Below are 22,008 nucleotides of genomic sequence, written 5' to 3'. Positions count from 1 at the left end.
GTGACGGCGGTCTCGGCGCGGGCACGCACGCGCGGGCCCGTAAGCGGTGCCGAACCGCCGTGCGGTGACGCGGGAAGGTCAGCGCAAGGCGGCTGTGACCTGCCGGGGAGGACCGCGCCGGTGGACGGCGTGGCGCAGCAGCGTCGTCCGGCGCGGCGCCACCGGCTCGGCTGAGGTGGCGGTGAGGAACGGCACCGGGTCCGGGAGCCGGAACACCCGCAGGAGGCGACGCAACCGCAGCGGCAGCCGCCGCAGCAGCGCCCACAGCGCCGCCTCGCCGCGGGCCAGCCACAGCGCGGTCAGGGCCACTGCCCAGCCGTGCGCGATCAGCATGCCCAGGCTCGGTGCGAGTCCGGTGTGGGCGTGCCCGGTGATCCCGGCCACCTCGGCCGCAGGGGCGGCGTGGGTCAAGGAGGCGTGAGTCAGGGAGGCGTGGGTCAGGGAGAACAGCACGTGCAGCGCGACCTGTACCCCGGCCAGCAGCGGCAGGATCACCGCCAGCGGGCGCTCCCGCCCGGCGGCCGCCAGGCCCGCGGTGAACGCCAGCACCAGCCCGCCCGCCGCGCTCTGCGCGCAGATCGCTCCCCCGGCCAGCAGGTGTGCGGCCGTGCTCAGCCCGATGCACACCGCGGCGAAGGCCGCGGCGCGGGTGATGCGCAGGAGAGGAGAGGCGGTCATGGCGTGATCATCATGGCATGGGGTGCCGGTGCCCTGACATCGGCATCGTGCGGTGCTCGTCAGCCGGTCGCCGTCCGGGGCCAGGGAGAGGGCGGTGGTTTTCAGGCAGGGGGATCACTCTGCCGCGCCGGTGCGGTCGCCGCGCGGGCGGCGCGGACCCGGCCGAGCACCGCGTCGACGGCCAGGAAGGCGAGCAGGGAGATGCCGAGCAGCGGGATGAACACCCCCACCGCGATCGCCACGAGCCCGACCGGCAGCAGCACCGGCAGGGGCACCGCCCTCCAGGCGCCGCGCGCGTACGGGGCGGCGAAGCCCCGGGTGGGGCGGCGCTGCCACCACATCCGGTACCCCCAGACGATCATGCAGATGAGACCGGCGGCGAGCGCCATCAGCAGGATCTGGTTGGGCAGGCCGAACAGCACGCCCATGTGCCCGTCGATGCCCCACCGGACCAGCTTGGCCACCAGCGGGAAGTCGTCGAAGCGCAGTTCACCGGTGACCCGGCCGGTCGCCGCATCGACCGCGACCTGGTCGTTGCGCTGGGGCCACTCGCGGTCCATCTCCTTGACGGTGAAGGCCGCACCGGGCTCGGCCGGCCAGGCCACCTCCAGCGGCCCGGACAGCCCTGCGCCCGCCGCGGCCGCCACGATCCGGTCGGTGTCCGCCTCGGTGGTGGTGCCGCCGCCGTGCCCGGCGTGGCCGGAGTGGTCCCCGGCGGTCCCTGGCAGGGCGGGGGTGGTCCAGCCGAGCGCGGTCTGGACCTTGTCGACGTTCGCGCCCGCGTACGCCGACCAGGTCAGCCCGGTCGCCGACAAGAACAGCAGGCCGGCCGTGATCCACAGGCCGACCGAGCCGTGCCATGACAGGGTCCGCCGCAGGCCGCGGGCCTTGAGATCGGGCTTCAGCGCGCGGCGGCGGTGGCTCAGCCACAGCACGACGCCGCCGAGCGCGACCGCCCACAGCCAGCTGGCGGCCAGCTCGCTGTAGAGGCGGCCCGGCTCGCCCAGCTGCAGGTGGCGGTGGAAGGTGGAGATCCAGGCACGCACCGGGAGGGCACCCGAGCTGCCGTAGCTCTCCAGCGAGCCTCGCACCTCGCCCGTGTACGGGTCGACGAAGACCGCCAGCCGGGTGCTCTCCGGCAGGTCCGGCGCGTCCAGCAGGACCTGGGTGGTCGCACCGGGTTCGGCGGCGGGCCGTACCGCGCCGACCGTCCCTTCCGGGTGCGCGGTGCGGGCGGCGGCGATCTGCCGGGCCAGCGGGAGCATCGTCTGCCCGGCCGGGACGGGGGCGGTGAGCTCGTGGGAGTAGACGATCTTCTCGATCTGGAAGGAGGCGGCGTACAGCAGGCCGGTAGTGGCGGCCACCAGGAGGAAGGGGGCCACCAGGACGCCCGCGTAGAAGTGCAGGCGCAGCAGCAGTGCGCGCACCGCGGGCCAGGTGGCGGGGCGGGGACGTTCGGGAGCGGGTGAGAGTTCGCGCACGTCAGAGGTCATGGAAAAGGTCTCCGTTCACGGGGGCGCGCACAGCGAGGTACGCACCCCGGCGGGGGTTCGTCAGGATCGGCGCAGCCGCGATACCCCGGGGCGGCGAGCGCGGCCGTCACGACGGCGACCGGCTCGCAGCAGGGGTGTGCGGCAGTGCGGTGCGGACTCAGGCGGCCCGCACCAGCGGCGAAGGGGTGTCACGGGTCTATGGCCCGGATCAGAAGACGAACGCCCCGGCCGGCGGCCCGCGCCGGGAAACGGCCGCATCCAGCAGCCGGGCGACGAACCGGGTCCCGCCCTCCTCGACATGCGGTGGGAGGAGACGCCGTACGGCGGGTGCGGCCCGCCACACCAGCAGGGTGACCACCGCGGCGACGAGCAGGTGCAGCAGCGTGGCCAGAGCGGTCTCACCGCGCTCCAACCAGTAGGCCGACAGCAGCGCCGTCACGGCGTGAGCCAGCAGCATGCCCAGGTCCGCGGCCAGGCCGCCGTGGCCGTGCCCGGGGACCGGCGGCGGCTGCACCGCGGCCGCCGTGAACAGGTGGTGCAGGCCGTACTGGACGGCGAAGGCCGCGGTGAGCAGGGTGCCCAGCCCGCGCTGCCGCCGAGCCAGGACGAACGCCCCGCCCGTGATCAGCGGGACCACCGCGGTCGGCGTCGCCGGATCGACGGCGGCGCCTCCGGCCAGCACGTGCATGCCCAGCGACACCGTCACGCACGCCACCGCGAACACGGTGGCGCGCAGCAGGCGCAGAACGGGCATGCCCATATCGTGACAGAGATCGCGGCTCCTGCCGAGTCCGTTGAGCCGCTGTCAAGGCTGCTTTGAGGGTGGGCTTCTTCTGGTCGGGCATCAGGGAGAGTGCGAACCGGACCGGTCGGCCGAGCTCGCTGAGCAGCCATGGGCATCATCGAGATGATCGACTGGGTGGCGGCTCACCGTGGTCGCCGGAGTTCTGGGCCGATCAGGTCCGGGCGGTGTTTGCGGGCCGGTTTCAGGAGGCCGGTCCTGCGGTGGGCAGGCGGACGGTGAAGACGGTGCCGTCGCCCTCGCGCGGTGCGGCGGTGATCGCGCCGCCGTGCGCCTCCACGATCGCCTTGGTGATCGCCAAGCCCAGGCCGGTCCCCGGGATACCGGCCTCGCGGGCGGTGGAGGCACGGAAGAACCGGGAGAACAGCTGCCCGTGCTGCTCGGCCGGGATCATGCGGGCGTCGATGCTCACCCGGCCGGCTTCCAGGCGGGCCGGCTCCAAAAGATCGTCGACCAGGCGTTCCAAGTGGCCGCTCTTGCGGTCGATGATGTCGATGACCGAGCGGTGCTCATCGGCCAGGCCCGGGGCTTCGCGCAGCATCTCGGCGTACCCGCGGATGACGCCGATGGGGTTGCGCAGCTCGTGGCTGACCATGGCCACCGGTTCGTCTTTCAACGCGTCCGACTGCCGCAGCCGGGCGTCTCTGCCGAGGGGCCGCGTACGCTGCAAAAGGCCGGGAGCGCTGGAAGTCCTCATGACCGGCGGGAACGCGCCGATGGTGCGCTGTGGCCGATCCTCGGCATGTCGGTGAAACGAGGGAGAGATGAACCGCATCGCGCCCGCGGCGCTCGTCTCCGCCTGTTCGCGGCGGGTCCGCGATCCCCACGCCTGGCTGGTCTATCTTCTGGCCGGGGGCATCGTGGCCGCGGCCGCCCCGTTCGCGTTCGGCGTCTCTCCGGTCGTGGGCGCGCTGCCGTGGGTGGTGCTCCCGGGAGTCTCCGCCGCCGTCCTCATCCTCGGTGCCCACCGGTACGGCCTGGCAGGGTTGTGGCCGTGGCGGCTGCTGTGCGCCGGCGTCCTGATCGCCTGGCTGGTGACGGCGGTGGGCTGGAGCGTCGGCTGGATCTGGCTGCAGATCCCCTTCCTCCTGGACTTCTACCAGGCCGGCACCCTTGTCGCCTACCCGTTGTCGTTGATCGCCCTGGCCGGGCTTAGTCTGCGCGCCGCAGGACCGCGCGGGGTGGCGCTGCTGGATGCCGCCATCATCACCGTCGGCGTGTCCATGCCTCTGTGGGGGTTCTTCCTGCATCCGGTGATCGACCGGATCGGGCCCATCAGCGTCGATCTCGCCTTCGCGCTGTCCTTGCCCGTCATCGATGTGTTCATCGTCGGACTCGCGGTGCGGCTGGCCCTGGACAACGGCCGCGCTCCCTGGCTGGTGCTGCTGAGCGCCTCCTTCATCGCCCTGTTCTTCGCTGACAGCGCCTACCTGCTGGACCAGGCGGCCGGTCGGCCGTACGGCGTCGTCTCCACGGTCGGCTGGCTGGGCTGGTCGGTCCTGGTCGGCGGTGCGGCGCTGCACCCTTCCATGGCCGACGCCGCCCACCTGCGGGCTCCGGTGGTCTCCAACCGGGCGCGGGTGAGCGTTTTCCTGGCCCTGGCGCTGCTCAGCCCGCTGGTCTCCGGCCTGGGGCAGGCACTCACGGGCCCCGGCGCGACCGTGCAGATCCACGACAGCATGGTGATCATCGCGTTGACCGTGCTGTTGACCGTGCTGCTGGTCCTGCGCCTGGCCGTCGTCGCCCGCCTGGCCGAAGACCGCGCCGGCGACCTGGACGCCGCCCTGCACCGGCAAGAAGCCCTCCAGCGCAGCCTGTCGCACAACGCCCTGCACGACCCGCTGACCGGCCTGGCCAACCGCACCCTGCTGGGTGAGGCGCTGCAGCACGCCATCACCGCCGCCACCGCTCCCGGTGCGCGGCCGCCCGCGCTGCTGCTGCTGGATCTGGACGGTTTCAAGGACGTCAACGACACCTTGGGCCATCCGGTCGGCGACGCGCTCCTCACCCAGGTCGCCGCACGGCTGCAGGCGATCATCGACGGTGACCGCCTGCTGGCGCGGCTCGGCGGGGACGAGTTCGCCGTCGTGCTGCCCGCAGCCGACTCCGGTGACGCGCTCGCCCTGGCCCGGCGCATCCTGGCCGCCGTGCAGGCGCCGTACCACTTGGACGGCCTGCACCTGTACGTGACCACCAGCATCGGCGTGCTGGCCGGCCTGGCCGTCGCGACGCCGTCTGAGGCGCTGCGCGATGCGGACCTGGCGCTGTACGCGGCCAAGCACGCCGGAAAGAACCAGGTCTCCCTCTTCACGCCGGAGCTGCGCCGGGCCCGCCTGCAGCGTGCCGAGCTCACCGCCGGCCTGCGCCGGGCACTGGCCGACGGCGAGTTCAACTTGAACTACCAGCCGGTCGTCGATCTGGTCTCCGGTGAGATCCGCAAGATGGAGGCGTTGCTGCGCTGGAGTCCTCCGGGCGAGCGGCCGGTGCCGCCGGATGTGTTCATCCCCGTCGCTGAGGAGACGGGCCTGATCGTCGACATCGGCCGGTGGGTGCTGGACCAGGCCGTCGCCGACGCCCGCCGCTGGCATGACCGGTACGGGACCGCCGTCACCGTCAACGTCTCCGGCCGCCAGCTGCGCGAGGAGGATTTCGTCGACGTCGTGCTGGACACGCTGGCCCGGCACGGCCTGCCCGCGCGGGCACTGGTCCTGGAGATCACCGAGAGCATGCTGCTGGCCACCACCCCGGCCGAGACGACCCGCATCATCGCCTGCCTGACCCGGCTGCGCGAGCACGGAGTGCGCATCGCCCTGGACGACTTCGGCACCGGCTACTCCTCGCTGTCGTACCTGAGCACCCTGCCCGTCGACATCCTCAAGATCGACAAGTCGTTCGTCCCGGTGTCCGATCACATCGATCACCTGCGGATGCGCGCCTTCACCAAGGCCATCGTGGAACTGTCGGCGACGCTGGGCCTGGAGACCGTCGCCGAGGGCGTCGAAACGCGCGAGCAGGCGGCGCTGCTGCAGCAGCTGGGCTGCCCGCTGGCGCAGGGATATCTGTTCTCGCCTCCCGCCGCCGCCCACCGGATCGACGGCCTGCTGCACACCGCGCCCTGGGGGAACGCCGCCTGAGCACGGCGGCACACCGTTGATCCGCTCAGGACGGCGGCGGCTACCGCCTGTCCCTTCGAAAGAGCCCTTCACGGACCTGCCCACCGTGATCGTCGGCCGCAACTGCAGCCGCGTCCTGCTCGTCAACGACACACGCGGGTACGCCCCCGGGCCCCCGATCGGTGCGGGGACCGTCCTCACGCGCGTGCGCGTGAGGACGGTGCGGCAGATGTCATCTCCTTGCGCCCCGGTCGGTGTCTGTTGCGGATCATCGCGTGGGGGTGGGAATCAGCGGGGTGTAGCGCAGGTGAGGGCGTCCGTCCGGCGACAGGCTCACCGTTGCGCGGACACGGTAGACGCGTTCCATCCATTCTTCGGTCAGCACCTCGGCCGGAGGACCGGAGGCGACCAGACGTCCCGCCTCCATCAGGAGCAGGTGATCGCAGTACTGCGCTGCCAGGTTCAGGTCGTGCAGCGAGGCGACGACCGTGGTCGGAGCGTCGGCCAGCATCCGCAGCAGGTCGAGCTGATGGTGGATGTCGAGGTGGTTGGTGGGTTCGTCCAGGAGGAGCTCGGTGGGGTTCTGGGCCAGTGCGCGGGCGATGTTGACGCGCTGGCGCTCGCCGCCCGACAGCGTCGACCATCGGCGGCTTCCCCAGCCGGCCAGGCCGCATCGGGCCAGGGCCCTCTCGGTCTCCAGCACGTCGTGCGGATCGTCGTGGCTGACCATGGCGAGCCCTCTGCGGTGCGGGATGCGGCCCAGCATCACGACGTCGGCCACGGTCATGTCGATGTCGGTGGACGTCTCCTGGGCGACCACGGCCAGACGGCGGGCGACCTCGCGTCGCGGCAGCTCATCGAGGCGGCGTCCGTCCAGCAGGATCGCTCCCCTCTGTGGGGGGAGCAGTCCGGCCAGGAGCCGCAGCAGGGTCGACTTCCCGCTGCCGTTGGGCCCCAGCAGCCCGGTGAGGCGGCCCCGGGGTACCGAGACCGTGATCCCGTCGATGATGGGCGTGCCGTCGGCGCTCCAGGTGACGTCGTGGGCGTCCAGGCTCATCTCGTGGCGCTCCTTCGGCGCATGACGGCTGCGAAGACGGGCACACCGATCAGCGCGGTGAGCACGCCGACGGGTATCTCCCGCGGGGCGAACAGCGCCCGCGCGGCGGTGTCGGCCCACAGCAGGAAGACCGCTCCGTACAGGGCGCAGACCGGCAGCAGCAGGCGGTGGCGGGAGCCGGCCAGGAAACGGGCGGCGTGCGGTACGACCAGACCCACGAACCCGATGGCTCCGCTCGCGGACACCAGGGCCGAGGTGCTCAGCGCGGTGGTGACCAGCAGCGTCAGCTGCGTCCTGACCGGAGAGACGCCCAGGGAGGCCGCGGTCTCGCGCCCGAAGGCGAAGGCGTCCAGGGCGGGGGCGGCGCACCAGCAGACGGCCAGGGCGATTCCCGCGGCCGCCGCGCACAGGACGACACCGCTCCAGGAGGCCGAAGCCAGCGAGCCCAGCAGCCAGAACGTCACACTGCGGGTGCTGTGCGCGTCACCGGCCCAGATGACGATCAAACTGGTCACCGCGCTGAACAACTGCGACACCGCGACCCCGGCGAGGACGACGCGGACGGCACCCGCCGTCCCCGTGCCGGCCAGTGCGAGGACGCAGCAGAATGCCGCGATGCTTCCCGCGAAGGCCCCCGTGGTCACGGTGGCGGCGGACCCGAGGCCGAGAATCAGGACCGCCACCGCTCCGGTCGAGGCGCCGGAGGAGATCCCGAGCAGGTAGGGGTCGGCCAGGGGATTGCGCGTCAGCGCCTGGAGAACCGCCCCGCACACGGCGAGGCCGCCGCCGACCAGCGCCGCAAGCAGCACGCGCGGCAGGCGCAGCTCCCAGACGATCGCGTCCTGCAGCGGAGGGAGCGGTGACACCGGCAGACCCAGATGAGCCGCGAAACTCTGGAACACCTCACCGACCGACAGGCCCGCCGCACCGACGGTCACCGCGAGCGCCACGGACAGCGGAAGCGCCACCAGACCGGCGCCGCCCATCGAGACCGCGCCCGGCCACCGTCGGCCGCGGGCGGCGGCGGTGCCGGGCGTCGCCGGGCCGGCGGGTCCCGTCGTCCGCGGCGGTGCGTGGGAGGTCATCGCCGGGCGAAGACGACGTAGTCGTCCAGGTACTGCCAGACGGTGCCCACCTCCGTGAAACCGGCGGTCCGCAGAGCCGCGAGGTGGAACTCGAGCGACGCCAGCGGCTGCGGCGGGCGGTCGGCGAAGCGCCGCTCACGCTCGGGCAGCAAAGGAGCGAGCTCGGGGTGGCGAGCGGCCAGATCCCACCACTGCTGCCAGGTCGCGGCGCCGTCGGTGAACGCCTCCTGCTGGACGGCGGTGTCGTGCTCGGCCGACAACCGCTGCAGGGCCGGTCGGTCGTCACCGAACCGCAGGTGGTCGGCGTTGAGCAGTACGGCTCCCGGAGGCAGCAGCCGCGCCAGCTCGGTGTAGACGGCCAGCAGCTGTCCGGGAGACAACCAGTGCAGTGCCGTGGAACTGAGCACCGCGTCGAAGGCGCACGCGGGCAGGGCCGAGGACCAGTCGGCGCTCACCAGGTCGGCGTCGACCACGGTCGCGCGGTCGCCGTGTCGCGCGAGGACGGATCGGGCGATCCGCGCCAGGACCGGGTCGTAGTCGGCGGCCACCGCACGCGCCCCCGGGAAGCGGTGCAGCACCAGGTCGGCGATCGACCCGGGTCCGCAGGCCAGGTCGAGCACCGTGGGGCCGGTGGGGCAGTGCAGGCCGAGCACGTCGAGCATCACCTGGAAGCGGTTCTGCCGGTGTGCCACGTAGGCGGCCTGCTGTCGCTCCCATTGGGAGAACAGATCGTCGAAGGTCGGTGAGGTGAGGGAAACGGTCATCAGGGGTCTCCTGGGGACGGGGGCCGGAAGGCGGGAGGCTGCGGATCGGGGTAGCGAAGGTCCCGCGGTCATCGGCCCGGGCTGTACGGGCCGGGCCGGCGGCTCGGCGGCGGATCAGCCGTCGAGGTCCTGCAGGCCCTTGCTGACCTGCTCCACAGCGCTGACGCTTCTGATCGAGGGATCCATGGCCGAGCCGGGCACGATGATGAAGCGGTCGTTCTTGACGGCGGTGAGCTTGGAGGCGACGGGATCGGAGCGCAGGAACGCCTTCTTGGCCTCGGCGCTGTCGCCGTCACCGCCGCGGGTGAGGTCGGCCAGCACGATCACGTCGGGGTCGCGCTCGGCGATCGTCTCCCAGTCGCCCTCCGCCCACTGCTGGGTGATGTCGGAGAAGGCGTTGCCGGCGCCGAGGAGCGTGCTGATGGTGTCGGGGAGTCCTCCGCGACCGGCGATGGCCGGGGTCTTGGTGCCGGAGTAGTACCACATCAGCTTCACCTCCTTGCCGGTGTCGGCCGCGGTCTTGGCGGCATCCAAGCGCCGGCGCAGGTCGGCCGCCACGCTGCGGCCGCGCTCCTCGACGCCGAAGATCTTCGCGATGTCGCCGATCTCGGCGAAGATGGCGTCGAACGACACCGAGGCGGGGATCAGCGCGCGGTCCTCGCAGTCGTTGAAGGACAGGTAGGCCGGCACGCCGAGCTTGGCCAGGTCCTGGCGCGTGCCGCCGGCGTCGGGGGCGTAGGCGGAGGCGCGCATCGAGTAGACGAAGTCGGGACTGGCGGCCAGCAGGGCCTCACGGCCGGGGTACTGGGCGGCCAGGACGGGGACCTTGTCGTAGTCGCTCTTGAGCGCGTCGAGCACCGGGTCCGTCCGGTAGGCGGTGCCGGCCATCCGGTCCGCCAGGCCCAGCGTCAACATGATCTCCGTCGCGTTCTGCTCCATGGAGACCGCCCGGCGCGGCGGCGAGGTGACGCGAAGAGGCATGCCGCAGCTGGTCAGCTCGACGGCGGCATGCGTGCCGGGTGACGGAGTGCCGGTGGTACCGCTGGAGGACGCGCCACCGGGACTCGCGCAGGCGGTGAGAACCACAAGCAGGCACCCGGCCAACCCGATGGGAATGATTTTCATGTCCGGGGACTATACATGAGGAAGGCAGGAACAGAAGCGACTAAATTCCCCACGTGCCACCTTGACGGGCGAAATGGATCATCCGTTGCATATCGGTAAGGCGGCACGCACGGCGCGAGCACACGACGGCGGTGGTCGACCGCGAACCATGCCCGCCCGGCGGGACGCGCCGTCGAAACGAGCGCGCCGGGAACCTCCGGGCGCCCGCTGCGGGATCCCGGGCGGACCCCGTGAACCCGGCTCCTCCGATCACTGCTACCGTCCTGTGAAAACGGTTCTCATTATCGGAGTGTTTCGTGGGCTCGTCCCCCGCCCCGCAGCGCCCGGACCTCGACGGGCGCTCCACCTCTTCTCCTGCCCCGCCGGAGGAGACCCCCCGGCCACCGGCGCGAGCGCTGCCGATGCCCGCGGCCGTCACCCTGCTGGTCTGCGCCCTCGCCGTCTCGGTGCTGCTGGCGATCGGCCTGGGCGCGGCGGCCGTGCCACCCGGCGAGACGCTCCGCTACCTGTGGGCGGCTCTCACCGGAGGGCGGATCACCGCCGAGGAGGTGACGTCGTACCAGATCATCTGGCAGGTGCGGACCCCGCGTGTGCTCCTGGCGGCCGTGGTGGGGGCCGGGCTCAGCGCGGTCGGCGTGGCCATCCAGGCCATGGTCCGCAACGCGCTGGCCGACCCGTTCGTCCTGGGTGTGTCCTCGGGGGCCTCGGCGGGCGCGGTGCTGGTCACCGTCTCCGGTTCCCTCGCCGCGCTGGGGATCTACGCGGTGTCGGCCGGCGCGTTCCTCGGGGCGCTGCTCGTCTCGGTCCTGGTCTACCTGGTCTCGCGGGGTGCCGGGGGCCTGGCGCCGCTGCGGCTGGTGCTCACCGGTGTGGCGATGGCGTTCGGTTTCCAGGCCGTGATGAGCGTGATCGTGTACTTCGTGCCGGACGGTGAGGCGACCAGCACAGTGCTGTTCTGGTCGATGGGCGGTTTCGGAGCGGCGACGTGGGGAGCCCTGCCCGTCGTGACCGCCGCCGTGGCCGTCGCGGTCATCGTCCTGCACAGGCTCGGCCGGGGCCTGGACGTGCTCGCCCTGGGCGACGAGACCTCCGCGAGCCTGGGGGTGGACGCCCGCCGGCTGCGCAGGGGACTGTTCGTGCTGACCTCGCTGGCGACGGGGGCGATGGTGGCCGTCAGCGGCGCGATCGGGTTCGTCGGGCTGGTGCTGCCGCACATGGTCCGCCTGTGGACCGGTGCGGCGCACGCGCGGGTGCTCGTGATCACCCCGCTGGCCGGCGCGGTCTTCATGGTCTGGGCCGACCTGCTGGCCCGGACCGTGGTCGCCCCGCGGGAACTCCCCATCGGTGTGCTCACCGCACTGGTGGGCGTCCCGGTCTTCCTCGTCCTGCTGCGCCGCCGCGGCTACCTGTTCGGAGGTCGCTGACGATGACCCTTCTGCTCGATGAGATCTCGGTCTCCGTCGACGGGACCGCCCTGCTGCGCGACCTGGCGCTCACCGTCGGGCCCCGGCAGATCGTCGGCCTGATCGGCCCGAACGGCTCGGGCAAGACCACGGCCCTGAGATGCGTGTACCGGGCCCTGCGGCCGACCGGCGGCGTGGTGCGCATCGACGGCAGGGACCTGGACCGGATCCCCCTGCGTGAGAGCGCCCGGATGATCGCGGCACTCACCCAGGAGGGGGGATCCGACCTCGACTTCACCGTCGAGGAGGTCGTCGCGCTCGGCCGCACCCCGCACCTGCGCGGCAACCAGGCGCTCAGCGCGGCCGAACGCGAGCTGTGCCGCCGGGCGATGGCGCAGACGGAGGTCTCGCACCTGGCCGGCCGCGGCGTGCTGTCGCTGTCCGGCGGCGAACGCCAGCGGGTCCTGGTGGCCCGCGCGCTCGTGCAGGAGCCCCAGGTGCTGATCCTGGACGAGCCGACCAACCACCTCGACCTGCACCACCAGCTCCGGCTGCTGTCGATGCTCAAGGGCTCCGGCCTCACCGTGCTGGTCACCCTGCACGACCTCAACCTCGCCGCCTCCGCGTGCGACCGGCTGGCGGTGCTGTCCCGGGGGGGTCTCGTGACCTGCGGGCCTCCCGCCGAGGTCCTCACCGAAGCACTCCTGCGCGACGTCTTCGGCGTCGCGGCGAGCATCGTCCCCCACCCCCTCACCGGCGTCCCCCAGGTGCTCTACGACCTGGGCTCGACCCCGGCCGCGAAAGGAAACCCCGCGTGACCATGCGCTCCCCGCTCGCATCCCGCCCGCTGCGCCGCGCCGTGCCCGCCCTGGTGGGCGTCCTCCTGCTGACCGGCTGCGGAGCCCAGGTGGACGGCCCCGCAACCGCCCGGAAGGTGACGGTCAACCGGTGCGGCCAGCCGGTCGAGTACACCACTCCGCACCGCGCCGTCGTCTACGAAGGCGGCAGCGCCGACAAGATGTTCGCCCTCGGGCTCACCGAGCACGTCCACGGCTACGTCATGCCGCCCGCCAACCCGCCCGTCACCGAGTCGCCCTGGGCGGCGGAGTACGCCAAGGTGAAGTTCCTCAGCGACGACCTGCTCAACCGCGAGCTGGTCGTGGAGGCCAAGGCCGACTTCGTGGTCGCCGGCTGGCGCTCGGGCTTCAGCGACCAGCGCGGCATCACCCCGGCCATCCTCGACGGCCTGAGGATCCAGAGCTTCATGCACGCCGAATCGTGCTTCAACTACCCCGGGCATCCGGAGCGGGTGACGCCGTTCGAAGGCCTCTACACGGACCTGGAGCGCCTCGGGAAGATCTTCGGCGTCGAGGACCGGGCGCGCTCCCTGGTCGAGGGGTACCGCAAGCGCGTCGAGGCGGTGCAGGCGCAGGCGCCCAAGGACGAGCAGGTCCCCGTCTTCCTGTACGACTCGGGCACCGACAAGCCCTTCACCGCCGGCAGCCAGGTGCCGCCCAACGACATCATCCGCTTCGCCGGCGGCCGCAACGTCTTCGCCGGCCTCGACGCCCGATGGACCGAGGTGACCTGGGAAGCCGTCGTGAAGGCCAAGCCGGAGGTCATCGTCATCCTCGACTACGGGGACAAGCCCGCCCAGGAGAAGATCAAGTTCCTGAAGGAGTTCCCCGCCACCAGCAAGCTGCCCGCCGTCGTCGACGACCGCTTCTTCGTCCTCGACTACAACGAGGGCATCAGCGGGCCGCGTAACATCGACGGTTTGGAGAAGTTCGCCGTCTACCTCCGCGAGCTGGACAGATGAGCGGTCACGGCGAGACGGGCCACGCCCCGTGACCGTGCCGGCGACGATGCCCCCGGAGTCCCCCGGCGGTCGGCCGGTCTGGCGCGAACCGTCGTTCCTGCGGCTGTGGTCCGGCACCACCGCCTCGGGTCTGGCGACCTGGGCGCTGCCGTTCGTCCTCGGCCTGGCGGTGCTGGACCACGCCCTGAGCGCCACCGGGCTCGGCGTCGTCCTGGCCGCCCGCACCGCGGGCTTCCTCCTCGCGGTGCCCGTCGCCGGGGTCCTGGCCGACCGGTACTCGCGCCGGGCCGTCGTGCTGTGGGCAGGGCTGGCCGCCGCCCTGGCCACCCCGCTCATCGCGCTGGGCCTCGGCCGCTCGGTCCTGCTCATGAGCGCCGCGGCGGTGGTCGTCGGCGCCGGTCAGGGCGCGTGCAGGCCGGCCTTCCAGGCGCTGACCGCCGAAGTGGTCGACGCCGGGCGGCGCCGGCAGGCGAACGCCGCGATCACGCTGGCCGTCCGCGTCACCACCCTGGTCGCACCGGCGGCGACCGCGCTGCTGGCGACCGTGCTGAGCAGCTGGACGTTGATCGTCGGCACCGGCCTGCTCTGGCTGCTGGCCGCGATCCTGCCCCCGCCCGGACGGAGAACTCCCGCCGCCGAGCGGGCGGGGACGCTGATGCTGGCGGAGTTCGGTGAAGGCGTTCGTGAGGCGCGGCGGCATCCGTGGTTCCTCGCCGGTCTGGCCGCCCTGGCCGCCGTCATCTTCACCGGCTACTCCGCCACGGCGGTGGCGCTGCCCCTGGTCGGCCGGGACCGCTACGGGACGGAGGCGGTCCTCGCCGGAGCCCTCACCGCCTACACCGTCGGCGCGCTCGCCGGGGCCGCGCTCACGGCCCGCTGGCAGCCGCGCGCACAGGGCTGGACGGCGCTGGCCGGCCTGGCCCTGTACGGCTTCGCCCCGCTCAGCCTGCTGCTGCCGGTGCACCCGGCGGTGGTGTTCGCCGCTTACGCGGTCGCCGGGCTGGGGATCGAGCTGTTCAACGTGCCCTGGTTCACCGCCACGCAGCGCGAGGTGGACCCGCGCCTGCTGGCGCGGGTGTCCTCGCTGGACTTCCTCGTCTCCTACGGCCTGGCCCCCGTCGGCCTGGCGTTCCTGGCTCCCGCCGTGGACGCCTTCGGCTGGCAACCGGTACTGGCTCTCTGCGCTCTGGTGTGCTTCTCGGCGCCGGCCGCGGCCGCTCTGGTCCCCACCAGCCGGCACTTCTCCCGCAGCGAGAGGATTCGAGTATGAGCCGGGCGTGCTCCAGCTCTGGCAGGCCGTCTCGTCTCCCGCCGTAGTACTCATCGCCGTTTCTGCTGTTCAGATAGGTGTGCCGGATCTTCGACGGATGGATTTCCTGCATCCGTAGCAGTGCTCAGCGGGCCGCAAGCGCATCCACCAGGATTCGGAGACCGTTGACGAAGACGGCCTCGTGGTCGAAGGAACCGACGGCCCGGCGAGCGCGTCCGGGGTCGGCGACGGAGGAGGCCAGGATTTCCTCGCGGGCGGCGCGTCGTTCGGGGGCGACGCTGGGCAGGTAGCACAGGTGGCCGAGGATGTACCACCACAGCTGAGCGTACGCGTCGGCCCCCTGGTGGTCGTCCAGTCCGAGTTCGCCGAACCGGTCCAGGGTCCACATGAACAGGGCGGAGGCGCGCGGCGCGAACAGTTCGCCCTGCCGCAGGATCTCCACGACCCACACGTGCCGTGCGAGGTAGGCGTCCACCCCGGCGAACGCGGTCACGAGGCGCTCCTGTGGCGTCCCCTCCCCACCGGGCAGGGGCGGCAATCCTTTGGCCACATCGTCGAGTATCTCGATGATGAGCGCCTGCTTGTCCTCGACGTGCCGGTAGATCGCCATGGGGGCCGCACCCAGCTCGGCGGCGACTCGTCGGATGGTCAGCCCGCCGACGCCCTCGGACTCGGCGACCCGTCGCCCGGCGGCCACGACGGCCGCGCGGGTGAGGAACTGGCGACGTCTGCCGGAACTCGTAGGGGTGGCCACTCCTCAACTGTAGTGGCCTGCGCCTTCCTGCAAAGTCGGTCACCTTCGCACGCTGTGGCGCCGTCGCCGCGGGTGCCCGGCGGGAACCGGCCCGGATCGGCTCACACCGCTGCCCTGCACCGGTCGGCGTTCCGTCTTCGAACAAAGATTCGACTAAGGTTACCCTTGCTTGAGCGTACTTAGTACGCAAGAGTGTGAGTGGCGAGTTCCAGGCGAAGGCGGGGCCCGCCTGTACTTGATGATAATGATTATCGTTATTAACCTTGGCGGGTTTGCCGAACCTGCTCTGATTTCCGTCGTGAAGGGTGGAACATGTCCACGTCCACGGTGTTACCGGCACGGCGGGCGCCTTCGGTGCTGGCTCCCGCCCGTGTCACCCTGATCTCCTGCGGCATCGTGACCGGTATCAGCGCGCTCGCCGGGATGGCCCCGCTGATCGCCGCGGTGGAGATCAGCCGGCGGCTGCTGCACGGTGATGCGGATGTATGGCCGATCGTCGTCGTCGCGCTCGTGGCGCTGGCGGTCAAGCAGTTCGGCACCTTCGCCACGGGGGTGCTGACGCATCTGGCCGACATCCGGGTGTCGTTCGGCATCCGCCGGGACCTGCTGGGCAAGCTGCGCAGGCTTCCGCTGGGCTGGTTCACCGACCGCAATTCCGGCACCGTGAAGAAGATCGTCGAGGATGACGTCGCGGCGCTCCACCAGCTCATCGCCCACTCCGTGGTGGAGATCACGGCGGCTGCGGTCCCGCCGGTCGCGGCGATCGTGTACCTCCTGGTCATCGACTGGCGGATGGCGCTGGTCAGCCTGCTTCCGCTGGTCACCGGCCTGGTCATGTACCAGCGGGCGATGGCCGGCGCGGGGACGAAGTATCCGGAGTTCATGCGGTGGCTGACCCGGCTGAGCGGCGCCGCGGTCGAGTTCGTCAACGGCATCGCCGTCGTCAAGGCGTTCGGGACTCCCGGGGCCGCGAGCCGCCGCTTCCAGGAGGTGTCACGCAGCTTCGCGCACTTCTTCCTGGACTGGGCGCGGGCGACGAGCACGGCGACCGTCATTGCGGAGATCCTCCTTTCGCCGCCGAGCATGCTGGTCGTGACGGCGACCGCGGGAGGTGTACTCACCGCGGCGGGCCGGCTGCCGGTGACGAGCCTCATCGCGTTCCTGGTGTTCGGAACGGTCATCACCGCGGGTCTGATGACGGTCATGATGTCGGTGCACCCGCTGGTCACGGCCCTGAGCACGGCCCGCGGCATCCACGAGGTGCTCGCCGCTCCGGAGCTGCCCGTCCCGGCCGAGCCGGTGGTGCCCGATACGGGCACCCCGGGTCCGGTGATCCGGATGCGCGGGGTCCGCTTCGCCTACGGCGAGACGGTGGTGCTGGACGGCGTCGACCTCGACCTCGGACGGGGCACGATCACCGCGCTGGTCGGTCCGTCCGGGTCCGGCAAGTCCACCCTGGCCAAGCTGCTGCCCCGGTTCGACGACCCCCAGCAGGGCTCGGTGGAGTTGTACGGCGTGGATCTGCGCGACATCGACCCCGCCGAGCTGTACCGGCATGTGGCCTTCGTGTTCCAGGATCCGGCGCTGCTGCGCATGAGCATCCGGGACAACATCCGGCTCGCGCGGCCCGACGCCGGTGACGAAGCCGTCCGCGCGGCGGCGGCCAAGGCGCAGATCCTGGACCGGCTGGAGGAGCTGCCGCGCGGACTGGACTCCGTGGTGGGCGAGGATGCAGAGCTGTCCGGAGGCGAGCGGCAGCGGGTGTGCATCGCCCGGGCGATCCTCGCCGACCGGCCGGTGCTCGTGCTGGACGAGGCGACCGCGAGCGCCGATCCGGAGAACGAGGCACGCATCCAGGACGCGCTCAGCGAGGTCGTGCGTGAGCGCACCGTACTGGTGATCGCGCACCGGCTGAGCACGATCCGCGGCGCGGACCGGATCGTCGTGCTGGACGCCGGCCGCGTGGTCGAGCGGGGACGGCACGAGGAACTACTCGCCCGGCAGGGCCTCTACGCGCGGTTGTGGGAGCACGACGAGCGTGCCCGCGAGGGCGCTGCGGACAGGCTGGAGACCCGCTGATGATCACTATGATCCGATACCTGTCCGAACTCCTCGACGAGCGCGGCCGTCGGCATCTGCACAGCATGCTCCTCGCCCAGGCGGCGCAGGGTGTTCTGCAAGGGCTGGGATTCCTGCTGGTGGCCCCGCTCGTGGCCACTCTCACGAGCCCGCCCGTCGACTGGGGCCGGCTCTGGTTCTGGCTGGCGGCGATTGCCGCCGCGGTCGCCGCTCACCACGTGCTGCTGGCCTGGAGCACGTCGCTGGGTTACCTCGTCGGAACGGACGTCCTCACGGGCTTCCACGAGCGGATCGGCAATCATCTGGCCACGCTGCCGATCGGCTGGTTCCGCGGCGACCGGACCGGACCGATCGGGCGGATGCTCGGCAAGGGCACGATGGACGTCGCCAACATCCCCGCGCACCTGCTGCGACACGTGGTGGTCGGGGTGACCACGCCGATCACCATGATCGGCGGTAGTTTCCTGCTCGACCGGCGGATCGGTCTGGCCTTCACCGCCGGAGCGCTGCTGTGCGCGCTGGCTCTGCGGCTGCTCATGGTGATCGTGCGCCGCAACGACGACGACTACGAGTACGACATCGGCGCGACCGCGTCCCGCATCGTCGAGTACGCCCGGCAGCAACCGACGCTGCGCGCCTACGGCGTGCTCGACCGGCCGGATCTCGGCACGCTGGAGGAGTCCCTGGTCCGCCAGCAGGGATCACAGTCGCGCCTGACGATCCGCGGGGCCTGGGGGCTGATCGCGTTCTTCGGCACCCTGCAACTGGTCGTCACGGCCGTCATCGCGCTCGCGGTCGCCTTCACCCTGCAGGGCACCATGACCCTCCCGGTCATGATCGGCGTATTGATCGTCACCCTGCGCATGCTCGATCCGATCTCGCAGCTCGGTGAGCTGGCCGGGCTCGTACAGATCAACGCCGACGCCATCGGCCGGGTGCGGGCGCTGCTCGCGACTCCGCCGCTGCCCGAACCGGCTCGCTCCGCCGAACCCTCCGGCGCCGACATCGAGCTGCGCGGGGTGCGCTTCGGCTACGACGGAGGCCCCGCCGTCGTCGACGGGGTCGACGCGACGATTCCGGCCGGCTGCTTCACCGCCATCGTGGGCCCGTCTGGTGCGGGCAAGAGCACCCTGCTCAAGATCATCGCACGGTTCTTCGACGTCGACGAAGGCGCGGTCCTCATCGGCGGCCGCGACGTCCGCGAACTCGGCAGCGCGGGGGTCTCACGGCTGACGGCGCAGGTGTTCCAGGACGTCTACCTCTTCGAGGGCACGATCGCCGACAACCTGCGCATGGCCGCTCCGGGGGCGAGTCAGGCCGATCTCGATCGGGTGGCCCGCACCGCCCGGCTCGACGAGGTCGTCGAGCGGCTTCCCGACGGCTGGGACACCCGCGTCGGCGAGGCGGGCTCCACCCTGTCCGGCGGAGAGAAGCAGCGGGTCTCGATCGCGCGCGCCCTGCTCAAGGACGCCCCCATCGTGCTGCTGGACGAGGCCACCGCCGCACTCGACGCGGCCAACGAGGCCGCCGTCGCCGATGCGATCACCGAACTCGCCCGCGACCGCACCGTCATCGTCGTCGCCCACCGGCTGTCCACCGTGGTCGCCGCCGACCGCATCCTCGTCCTGGACCGGGGGCGGATCACCGAACAGGGCGACCACGACGCCCTGCTCACCGCGCAGGGCACGTACGCGCGCTTCTGGACCGAGCGGGTCCGCGCCCGCGGCTGGCAACTGGCCATGAAAGGAAACCCGTGACCGCCCTCACCCCGGCCCGGCGCCGCTTCGACGTGCGCATGAGCCCGAAGGACCTCATCGACATCGGCGTCTTCGGCGCCCTTTACCTCGTCGTCGTCTTCGGAATCAACATGCTCGGTTTCCTCAACCCGGCCGTCATGCTCGCCGCCCTCGTCGCGAGCATCGTGGCGGGAGGGGTCCCGTTCATGCTGTTCCTCACCCGGGTGTCCCACGCGGGCATGGTCACGGTCTTCGCGATCATCACCGCGGGGATCCTCATGCTCACCGGGCATCCACTGATCAGCTTCCTGATCAGTGTCGGGTGCGCACTGGTCGCGGAGGTGATCGTCCGGGTGGGCCGGTACCGCTCCCGCCGCCTGAGCGTGCTCGCCTATGCCGTGTACTCCGCCTGGTACGCCGGGCCGATGATGCCGATCTTCTATGACCGTGAGGCCTACTTCTCCGGCCCCTCGGTGCAGATGATGGGAGCCGACTACGTCAGCCAGATGCAGGCGCTGTTGTCTCCGCCGGTGCTCGTCGCGTTCGACGTGTCCACGATCGTCTTCGGTCTGCTCGGCGGGCTCCTCGGCCTGCGGCTGATGCGCAAGCACTTCGAGAAGGCAGGGCTGGCGTGAGCGCCGCCCCGGTGGCGGCCGGGGCGCGGATCACCACGGCCCGAGCCCTCCCACTGCTCCGGCTGGACCCGCGCACGAAGGTACTGCTCGTGCTCGCGACGAGCCTGGTCGTCATGGCGCCGGACGGTGCGTCGTTCATCCCCGCGGCGCTCGTCCTCGGAGTGCTGCTCGCACTCAGCGAAGGCGCCTGGGTGCGAGCCGTCGCGCTGCCGGTCGGTGCCGCCGGCATCGCGGCCGTCGCCTACCTGCTGCCGGCGGCCGTGCCGCATCCCGCCGTCGGCGTCGTCACCACCATGGCGGCCTACACGGTCCGCTTCGTCGCCGTCGGCGGCGTCGCCCTGCACCTGGTGTCCACCACCTCGCCCACCGAGCTCACCGCCGCCCTGCGCGCCGCCCGCTTCCCCCGCGCCGTCACCGTCTCCGCGGCCGTCATGCTCAGATTCCTGCCCACGATCACCACCGAGGCCCGCGCCGTGTACGACGCCATGCGGCTGCGCGGGATAGGAGGGTGGGGCGGCATGCTCCGCCACCCGGTGCTGAGCATCGAGCGCTTCACGGTTCCGCTCATCGCCTCAAGCCTGCGTGCCGCCGAGGACCTCTCGGCGGCGGCCCTGCTGCGCGGGCTCGGCTCGGTGACGCGCCCTACCGCCATGCGCCCGCCCCGTTTCGGCCCCGCCGACCTCGCAGCCGCGCTCGTCGCGGTGGTCCTGGGCGCGGCCACGGTGCTGTGGTGATCCGGATCGAGGGCGTGCGCTGGACCTACGCCGGCGCGGACGCCCCGACTCTGGACGATCTGTCGCTGCACGTGCGGCCCGGGGAAACGGTCGTGCTGTGCGGACCCAGCGGATCCGGCAAGAGCACCGCGCTCAGGCTCATGAACGGGCTCATCCCACACTTCCACGAGGGTCGGCTCGACGGCTCCGTCCACCTCGACGGGCAACCTGTCGCAGACCTGCCCCTCGATCGGCTCGGCCGCTGCACCGGCACCGTACTGCAGCATCCGCGCCGTCAGTTCTTCACCGACAGGATCGAGACCGAGCTCGCCTTCGCACTGGAGAACTTCGGTGAACCCGCCGAGCACATCCGGGAACGCGTCACCGCCGTCATCGACGAGCACGGACTGGGAGGCCTCACCGACCGGCGGCTGCACGAGCTGTCCGGCGGCCAGCAACAGCAGGTCGCCTGCGCGGCCGCCGCTGCCCACCGCCCGCCCTTGCTGCTGTTCGACGAGCCCACCTCCAACCTCTCCGTCGCCGCCGTCGAACGCTTCACCGCCGCGCTCGCCCGGCTGCGGGCCGGTGGCGCGACCATCGTCGTCGCTGAGCACCGCCTGCATTTCCTGCGCGGTCTCGCCGACCGCGTCATCTATCTGCGTGAGGGCCGGGTCGGCGCTGAATGGACAGGGGAGGAGTTCGCCGCCCTGAACGACGACACCCTGCGCGCCGAGGGGCTGCGCGGCCTCAGCCCGGTCTCCCGTCCGGCCACTGCCCGGATTCACGCGCAGGGGCCCAGCATCGATGGTGACGTCCGTCCGGCGAAAGCTCCCACGGGCTCCAGGGCCGGTGTGACCCTGCGCGGTGTCCGCTGCGCCTTCCACGGCCGCCGCGTGCTCGACGTCGAGGAGGCGTGCCTGCCCGCCGGGGCGATCACCGCGATCACCGGCCCGAACGGTGCAGGCAAGAGCACCCTCGCCCGCATTCTCACCGGCCTGCAACGGCACGACGGCGAGGTGCTCCTCGACGGCCGCCGGCTCAGCCGCGCACAGCGGCAGCGCTCCAGCGCCGTCGTCATGCAGGACGTGCAACGGCAGCTGTTCACCGACAGCGTCGAGGCCGAGCTCCAACTGGACGCATCCCGCGGCACCGCCCTCGGCGAGCGTTCCCGGGCCCTCCTGCACGACCTCGGCCTCGAGCCCTTCAGCGACCGTCACCCGCTGTCCCTGTCCGGCGGGCAGCAGCAACGCCTCGTCGTCGCCGCGGCCCGGCTCAGTGCCCGCCGGATCGTCGTGTTCGACGAGCCCAGCTCCGGCGTCGATCGCCGTCACCTTTACTCCATCACCCGGGTCATGCGCGACCTCGCCGCCGAGGGTCTCGTCGTGCTGCTCATCAGCCACGATGACGAACTCCTCGAACTCGCCGCCGATCGGGAACTCAGGCTGCGGCTCCTCGGCGGAAAGTGAGGGACCTCGTGCTCGG

General features: G+C 71.8%; 19 protein-coding genes. 10 read left to right on the top strand and 9 right to left on the bottom strand.

The annotated features are described in order from the left end of the window. Positions 1–78: 78 nt before the first annotated feature. The 4 genes from HS048_RS23650 to HS048_RS23635 form a co-directional block, all read right to left on the bottom strand. Positions 79–678: an MFS transporter gene (locus HS048_RS23650; protein ID WP_230881856.1), complete on the bottom strand. Its 600-nt coding sequence runs from the start codon at positions 676–678 to the stop codon at positions 79–81. A gap of 101 nt (positions 679–779) precedes the next feature. Next, positions 780–2,171, bottom strand: a complete 1,392-nt coding sequence (locus tag HS048_RS23645) for a PepSY domain-containing protein (RefSeq protein WP_196468715.1) — start codon at positions 2,169–2,171, stop codon at positions 780–782. A gap of 208 nt (positions 2,172–2,379) precedes the next feature. Continuing rightward, complete coding sequence (locus HS048_RS23640) at positions 2,380–2,925, bottom strand: hypothetical protein (RefSeq protein ID WP_153054374.1); 546 nt, start codon at positions 2,923–2,925, stop codon at positions 2,380–2,382. Between the two features lie 232 nt (positions 2,926–3,157). After that, positions 3,158–3,589: a sensor histidine kinase KdpD gene (locus HS048_RS23635; protein ID WP_196468714.1), complete on the bottom strand. Its 432-nt coding sequence runs from the start codon at positions 3,587–3,589 to the stop codon at positions 3,158–3,160. A gap of 148 nt (positions 3,590–3,737) precedes the next feature. Between HS048_RS23635 and HS048_RS23630 the strand changes: the two genes are divergently transcribed. Then, positions 3,738–6,107, top strand: a complete 2,370-nt coding sequence (locus HS048_RS23630; RefSeq protein ID WP_196468713.1) for a bifunctional diguanylate cyclase/phosphodiesterase — start codon at positions 3,738–3,740, stop codon at positions 6,105–6,107. A 247-nt stretch (positions 6,108–6,354) separates the two neighbouring features. Here HS048_RS23630 and HS048_RS23625 read toward each other — a convergent pair whose 3' ends face one another. The 4 genes from HS048_RS23625 to HS048_RS23610 all read right to left on the bottom strand — a co-directional run bounded on the left by HS048_RS23625 (position 6,355) and on the right by HS048_RS23610 (position 9,973). Next, the gene (locus tag HS048_RS23625; RefSeq protein WP_196468712.1) at positions 6,355–7,143 is read right to left on the bottom strand and encodes an ABC transporter ATP-binding protein; all 789 of its coding nucleotides are present in this window, start codon (positions 7,141–7,143) and stop codon (positions 6,355–6,357) included. After that, positions 7,140–8,228: an iron chelate uptake ABC transporter family permease subunit gene (locus tag HS048_RS23620; RefSeq protein WP_307832610.1), complete on the bottom strand. Its 1,089-nt coding sequence runs from the start codon at positions 8,226–8,228 to the stop codon at positions 7,140–7,142. Before HS048_RS23620 ends, HS048_RS23625 begins: the two co-directional genes overlap by 4 nt. Beyond that, complete coding sequence (locus tag HS048_RS23615) at positions 8,225–8,992, bottom strand: trans-aconitate 2-methyltransferase (protein ID WP_196468711.1); 768 nt, start codon at positions 8,990–8,992, stop codon at positions 8,225–8,227. Before HS048_RS23615 ends, HS048_RS23620 begins: the two co-directional genes overlap by 4 nt. Positions 8,993–9,106: 114 nt before the next feature. After that, positions 9,107–9,973: an ABC transporter substrate-binding protein gene (locus HS048_RS23610; RefSeq protein WP_196468710.1), complete on the bottom strand. Its 867-nt coding sequence runs from the start codon at positions 9,971–9,973 to the stop codon at positions 9,107–9,109. Between the two features lie 440 nt (positions 9,974–10,413). Between HS048_RS23610 and HS048_RS23605 the strand changes: the two genes are divergently transcribed. From HS048_RS23605 to HS048_RS23590, 4 genes are read left to right on the top strand one after another with little or no spacing between them, the layout of a single operon-like run. After that, positions 10,414–11,541: an iron ABC transporter permease gene (locus HS048_RS23605; protein WP_307832608.1), complete on the top strand. Its 1,128-nt coding sequence runs from the start codon at positions 10,414–10,416 to the stop codon at positions 11,539–11,541. A 2-nt stretch (positions 11,542–11,543) separates the two neighbouring features. After that, a complete protein-coding gene (locus tag HS048_RS23600) occupies positions 11,544–12,338 on the top strand; it encodes an ABC transporter ATP-binding protein (RefSeq protein WP_196468709.1) in 795 nt (264 codons plus the stop codon). A gap of 2 nt (positions 12,339–12,340) precedes the next feature. Beyond that, the gene (locus tag HS048_RS23595) at positions 12,341–13,339 is read left to right on the top strand and encodes an ABC transporter substrate-binding protein (protein WP_196469468.1); all 999 of its coding nucleotides are present in this window, start codon (positions 12,341–12,343) and stop codon (positions 13,337–13,339) included. 46 nt (positions 13,340–13,385) lie between these two features. After that, the gene (locus HS048_RS23590) at positions 13,386–14,609 is read left to right on the top strand and encodes an MFS transporter (protein ID WP_196468708.1); all 1,224 of its coding nucleotides are present in this window, start codon (positions 13,386–13,388) and stop codon (positions 14,607–14,609) included. Positions 14,610–14,733: 124 nt separating this feature from the next. On the opposite strand, the gene HS048_RS23585 is transcribed toward HS048_RS23590, so the two are convergent. Next, positions 14,734–15,363 carry a TetR/AcrR family transcriptional regulator gene (locus tag HS048_RS23585; RefSeq protein WP_068899460.1) on the bottom strand — a complete coding sequence of 210 codons (630 nt, stop codon included), beginning with the start codon at positions 15,361–15,363 and terminating at the stop codon, positions 14,734–14,736. A 312-nt stretch (positions 15,364–15,675) separates the two neighbouring features. Between HS048_RS23585 and HS048_RS23580 the strand changes: the two genes are divergently transcribed. Genes HS048_RS23580 through HS048_RS23560 form a run of 5 tightly spaced genes read left to right on the top strand, consistent with a single transcriptional unit; the run spans position 15,676 to position 21,992 of the window. Next, complete coding sequence (locus HS048_RS23580; RefSeq protein ID WP_196468707.1) at positions 15,676–17,442, top strand: ABC transporter ATP-binding protein; 1,767 nt, start codon at positions 15,676–15,678, stop codon at positions 17,440–17,442. After that, positions 17,442–19,199 carry an ABC transporter ATP-binding protein gene (locus HS048_RS23575; protein ID WP_084008616.1) on the top strand — a complete coding sequence of 586 codons (1,758 nt, stop codon included), beginning with the start codon at positions 17,442–17,444 and terminating at the stop codon, positions 19,197–19,199. The genes HS048_RS23580 and HS048_RS23575 overlap by 1 nt, the downstream gene beginning before the upstream one ends. Next, positions 19,196–19,813, top strand: coding sequence for an MptD family putative ECF transporter S component (locus tag HS048_RS23570; protein WP_196468706.1), 618 nt, complete (start codon positions 19,196–19,198; stop codon positions 19,811–19,813). Before HS048_RS23575 ends, HS048_RS23570 begins: the two co-directional genes overlap by 4 nt. Next, on the top strand, positions 19,810–20,547 hold the full coding sequence (locus HS048_RS23565) for an energy-coupling factor transporter transmembrane protein EcfT (RefSeq protein ID WP_196468705.1): 738 nt from the start codon (positions 19,810–19,812) through the stop codon (positions 20,545–20,547). The genes HS048_RS23570 and HS048_RS23565 overlap by 4 nt, the downstream gene beginning before the upstream one ends. Next, entirely contained in the window at positions 20,544–21,992 is a 1,449-nt protein-coding gene (locus HS048_RS23560; RefSeq protein ID WP_196468704.1) for an ABC transporter ATP-binding protein, read from the top strand. The genes HS048_RS23565 and HS048_RS23560 overlap by 4 nt, the downstream gene beginning before the upstream one ends. The last annotated feature ends 16 nt before the right edge of the window (positions 21,993–22,008 follow it).

It is taken from the genome of Planomonospora sp. ID91781 (assembly GCF_015711595.1).
GTDB classification, from domain to species: domain Bacteria; phylum Actinomycetota; class Actinomycetes; order Streptosporangiales; family Streptosporangiaceae; genus Planomonospora; species Planomonospora parontospora.
The sequence above is the reverse complement of the archived record's forward strand: the minus strand, read 5'-3'. Positions and strand labels throughout refer to the sequence as shown.

Bases quoted from the DNA above. Each gene is read 5' to 3' on its own strand.
- HS048_RS23645 (WP_196468715.1), bottom strand. From the start codon at position 2,171: ATGACCTCTGACGTGCGCGAACTCTCACCCGCTCCCGAACGTCCCCGC.
- HS048_RS23615 (WP_196468711.1), bottom strand. From the start codon at position 8,992: ATGACCGTTTCCCTCACCTCACCGACCTTCGACGATCTGTTCTCCCAA.
- HS048_RS23600 (WP_196468709.1), top strand. From the start codon at position 11,544: ATGACCCTTCTGCTCGATGAGATCTCGGTCTCCGTCGACGGGACCGCC.
- HS048_RS23590 (WP_196468708.1), top strand. From the start codon at position 13,386: ATGCCCCCGGAGTCCCCCGGCGGTCGGCCGGTCTGGCGCGAACCGTCG.
- HS048_RS23640 (WP_153054374.1), bottom strand. From the start codon at position 2,925: ATGCCCGTTCTGCGCCTGCTGCGCGCCACCGTGTTCGCGGTGGCGTGC.
- HS048_RS23610 (WP_196468710.1), bottom strand. From the start codon at position 9,973: ATGCCTCTTCGCGTCACCTCGCCGCCGCGCCGGGCGGTCTCCATGGAG.
- HS048_RS23630 (WP_196468713.1), top strand. From the start codon at position 3,738: ATGAACCGCATCGCGCCCGCGGCGCTCGTCTCCGCCTGTTCGCGGCGG.
- HS048_RS23620 (WP_307832610.1), bottom strand. From the start codon at position 8,228: ATGACCTCCCACGCACCGCCGCGGACGACGGGACCCGCCGGCCCGGCG.
- HS048_RS23625 (WP_196468712.1), bottom strand. From the start codon at position 7,143: ATGAGCCTGGACGCCCACGACGTCACCTGGAGCGCCGACGGCACGCCC.
- HS048_RS23575 (WP_084008616.1), top strand. From the start codon at position 17,442: ATGATCACTATGATCCGATACCTGTCCGAACTCCTCGACGAGCGCGGC.
- HS048_RS23595 (WP_196469468.1), top strand. From the start codon at position 12,341: ATGCGCTCCCCGCTCGCATCCCGCCCGCTGCGCCGCGCCGTGCCCGCC.
- HS048_RS23580 (WP_196468707.1), top strand. From the start codon at position 15,676: ATGTCCACGTCCACGGTGTTACCGGCACGGCGGGCGCCTTCGGTGCTG.
- HS048_RS23650 (WP_230881856.1), bottom strand. From the start codon at position 678: ATGACCGCCTCTCCTCTCCTGCGCATCACCCGCGCCGCGGCCTTCGCC.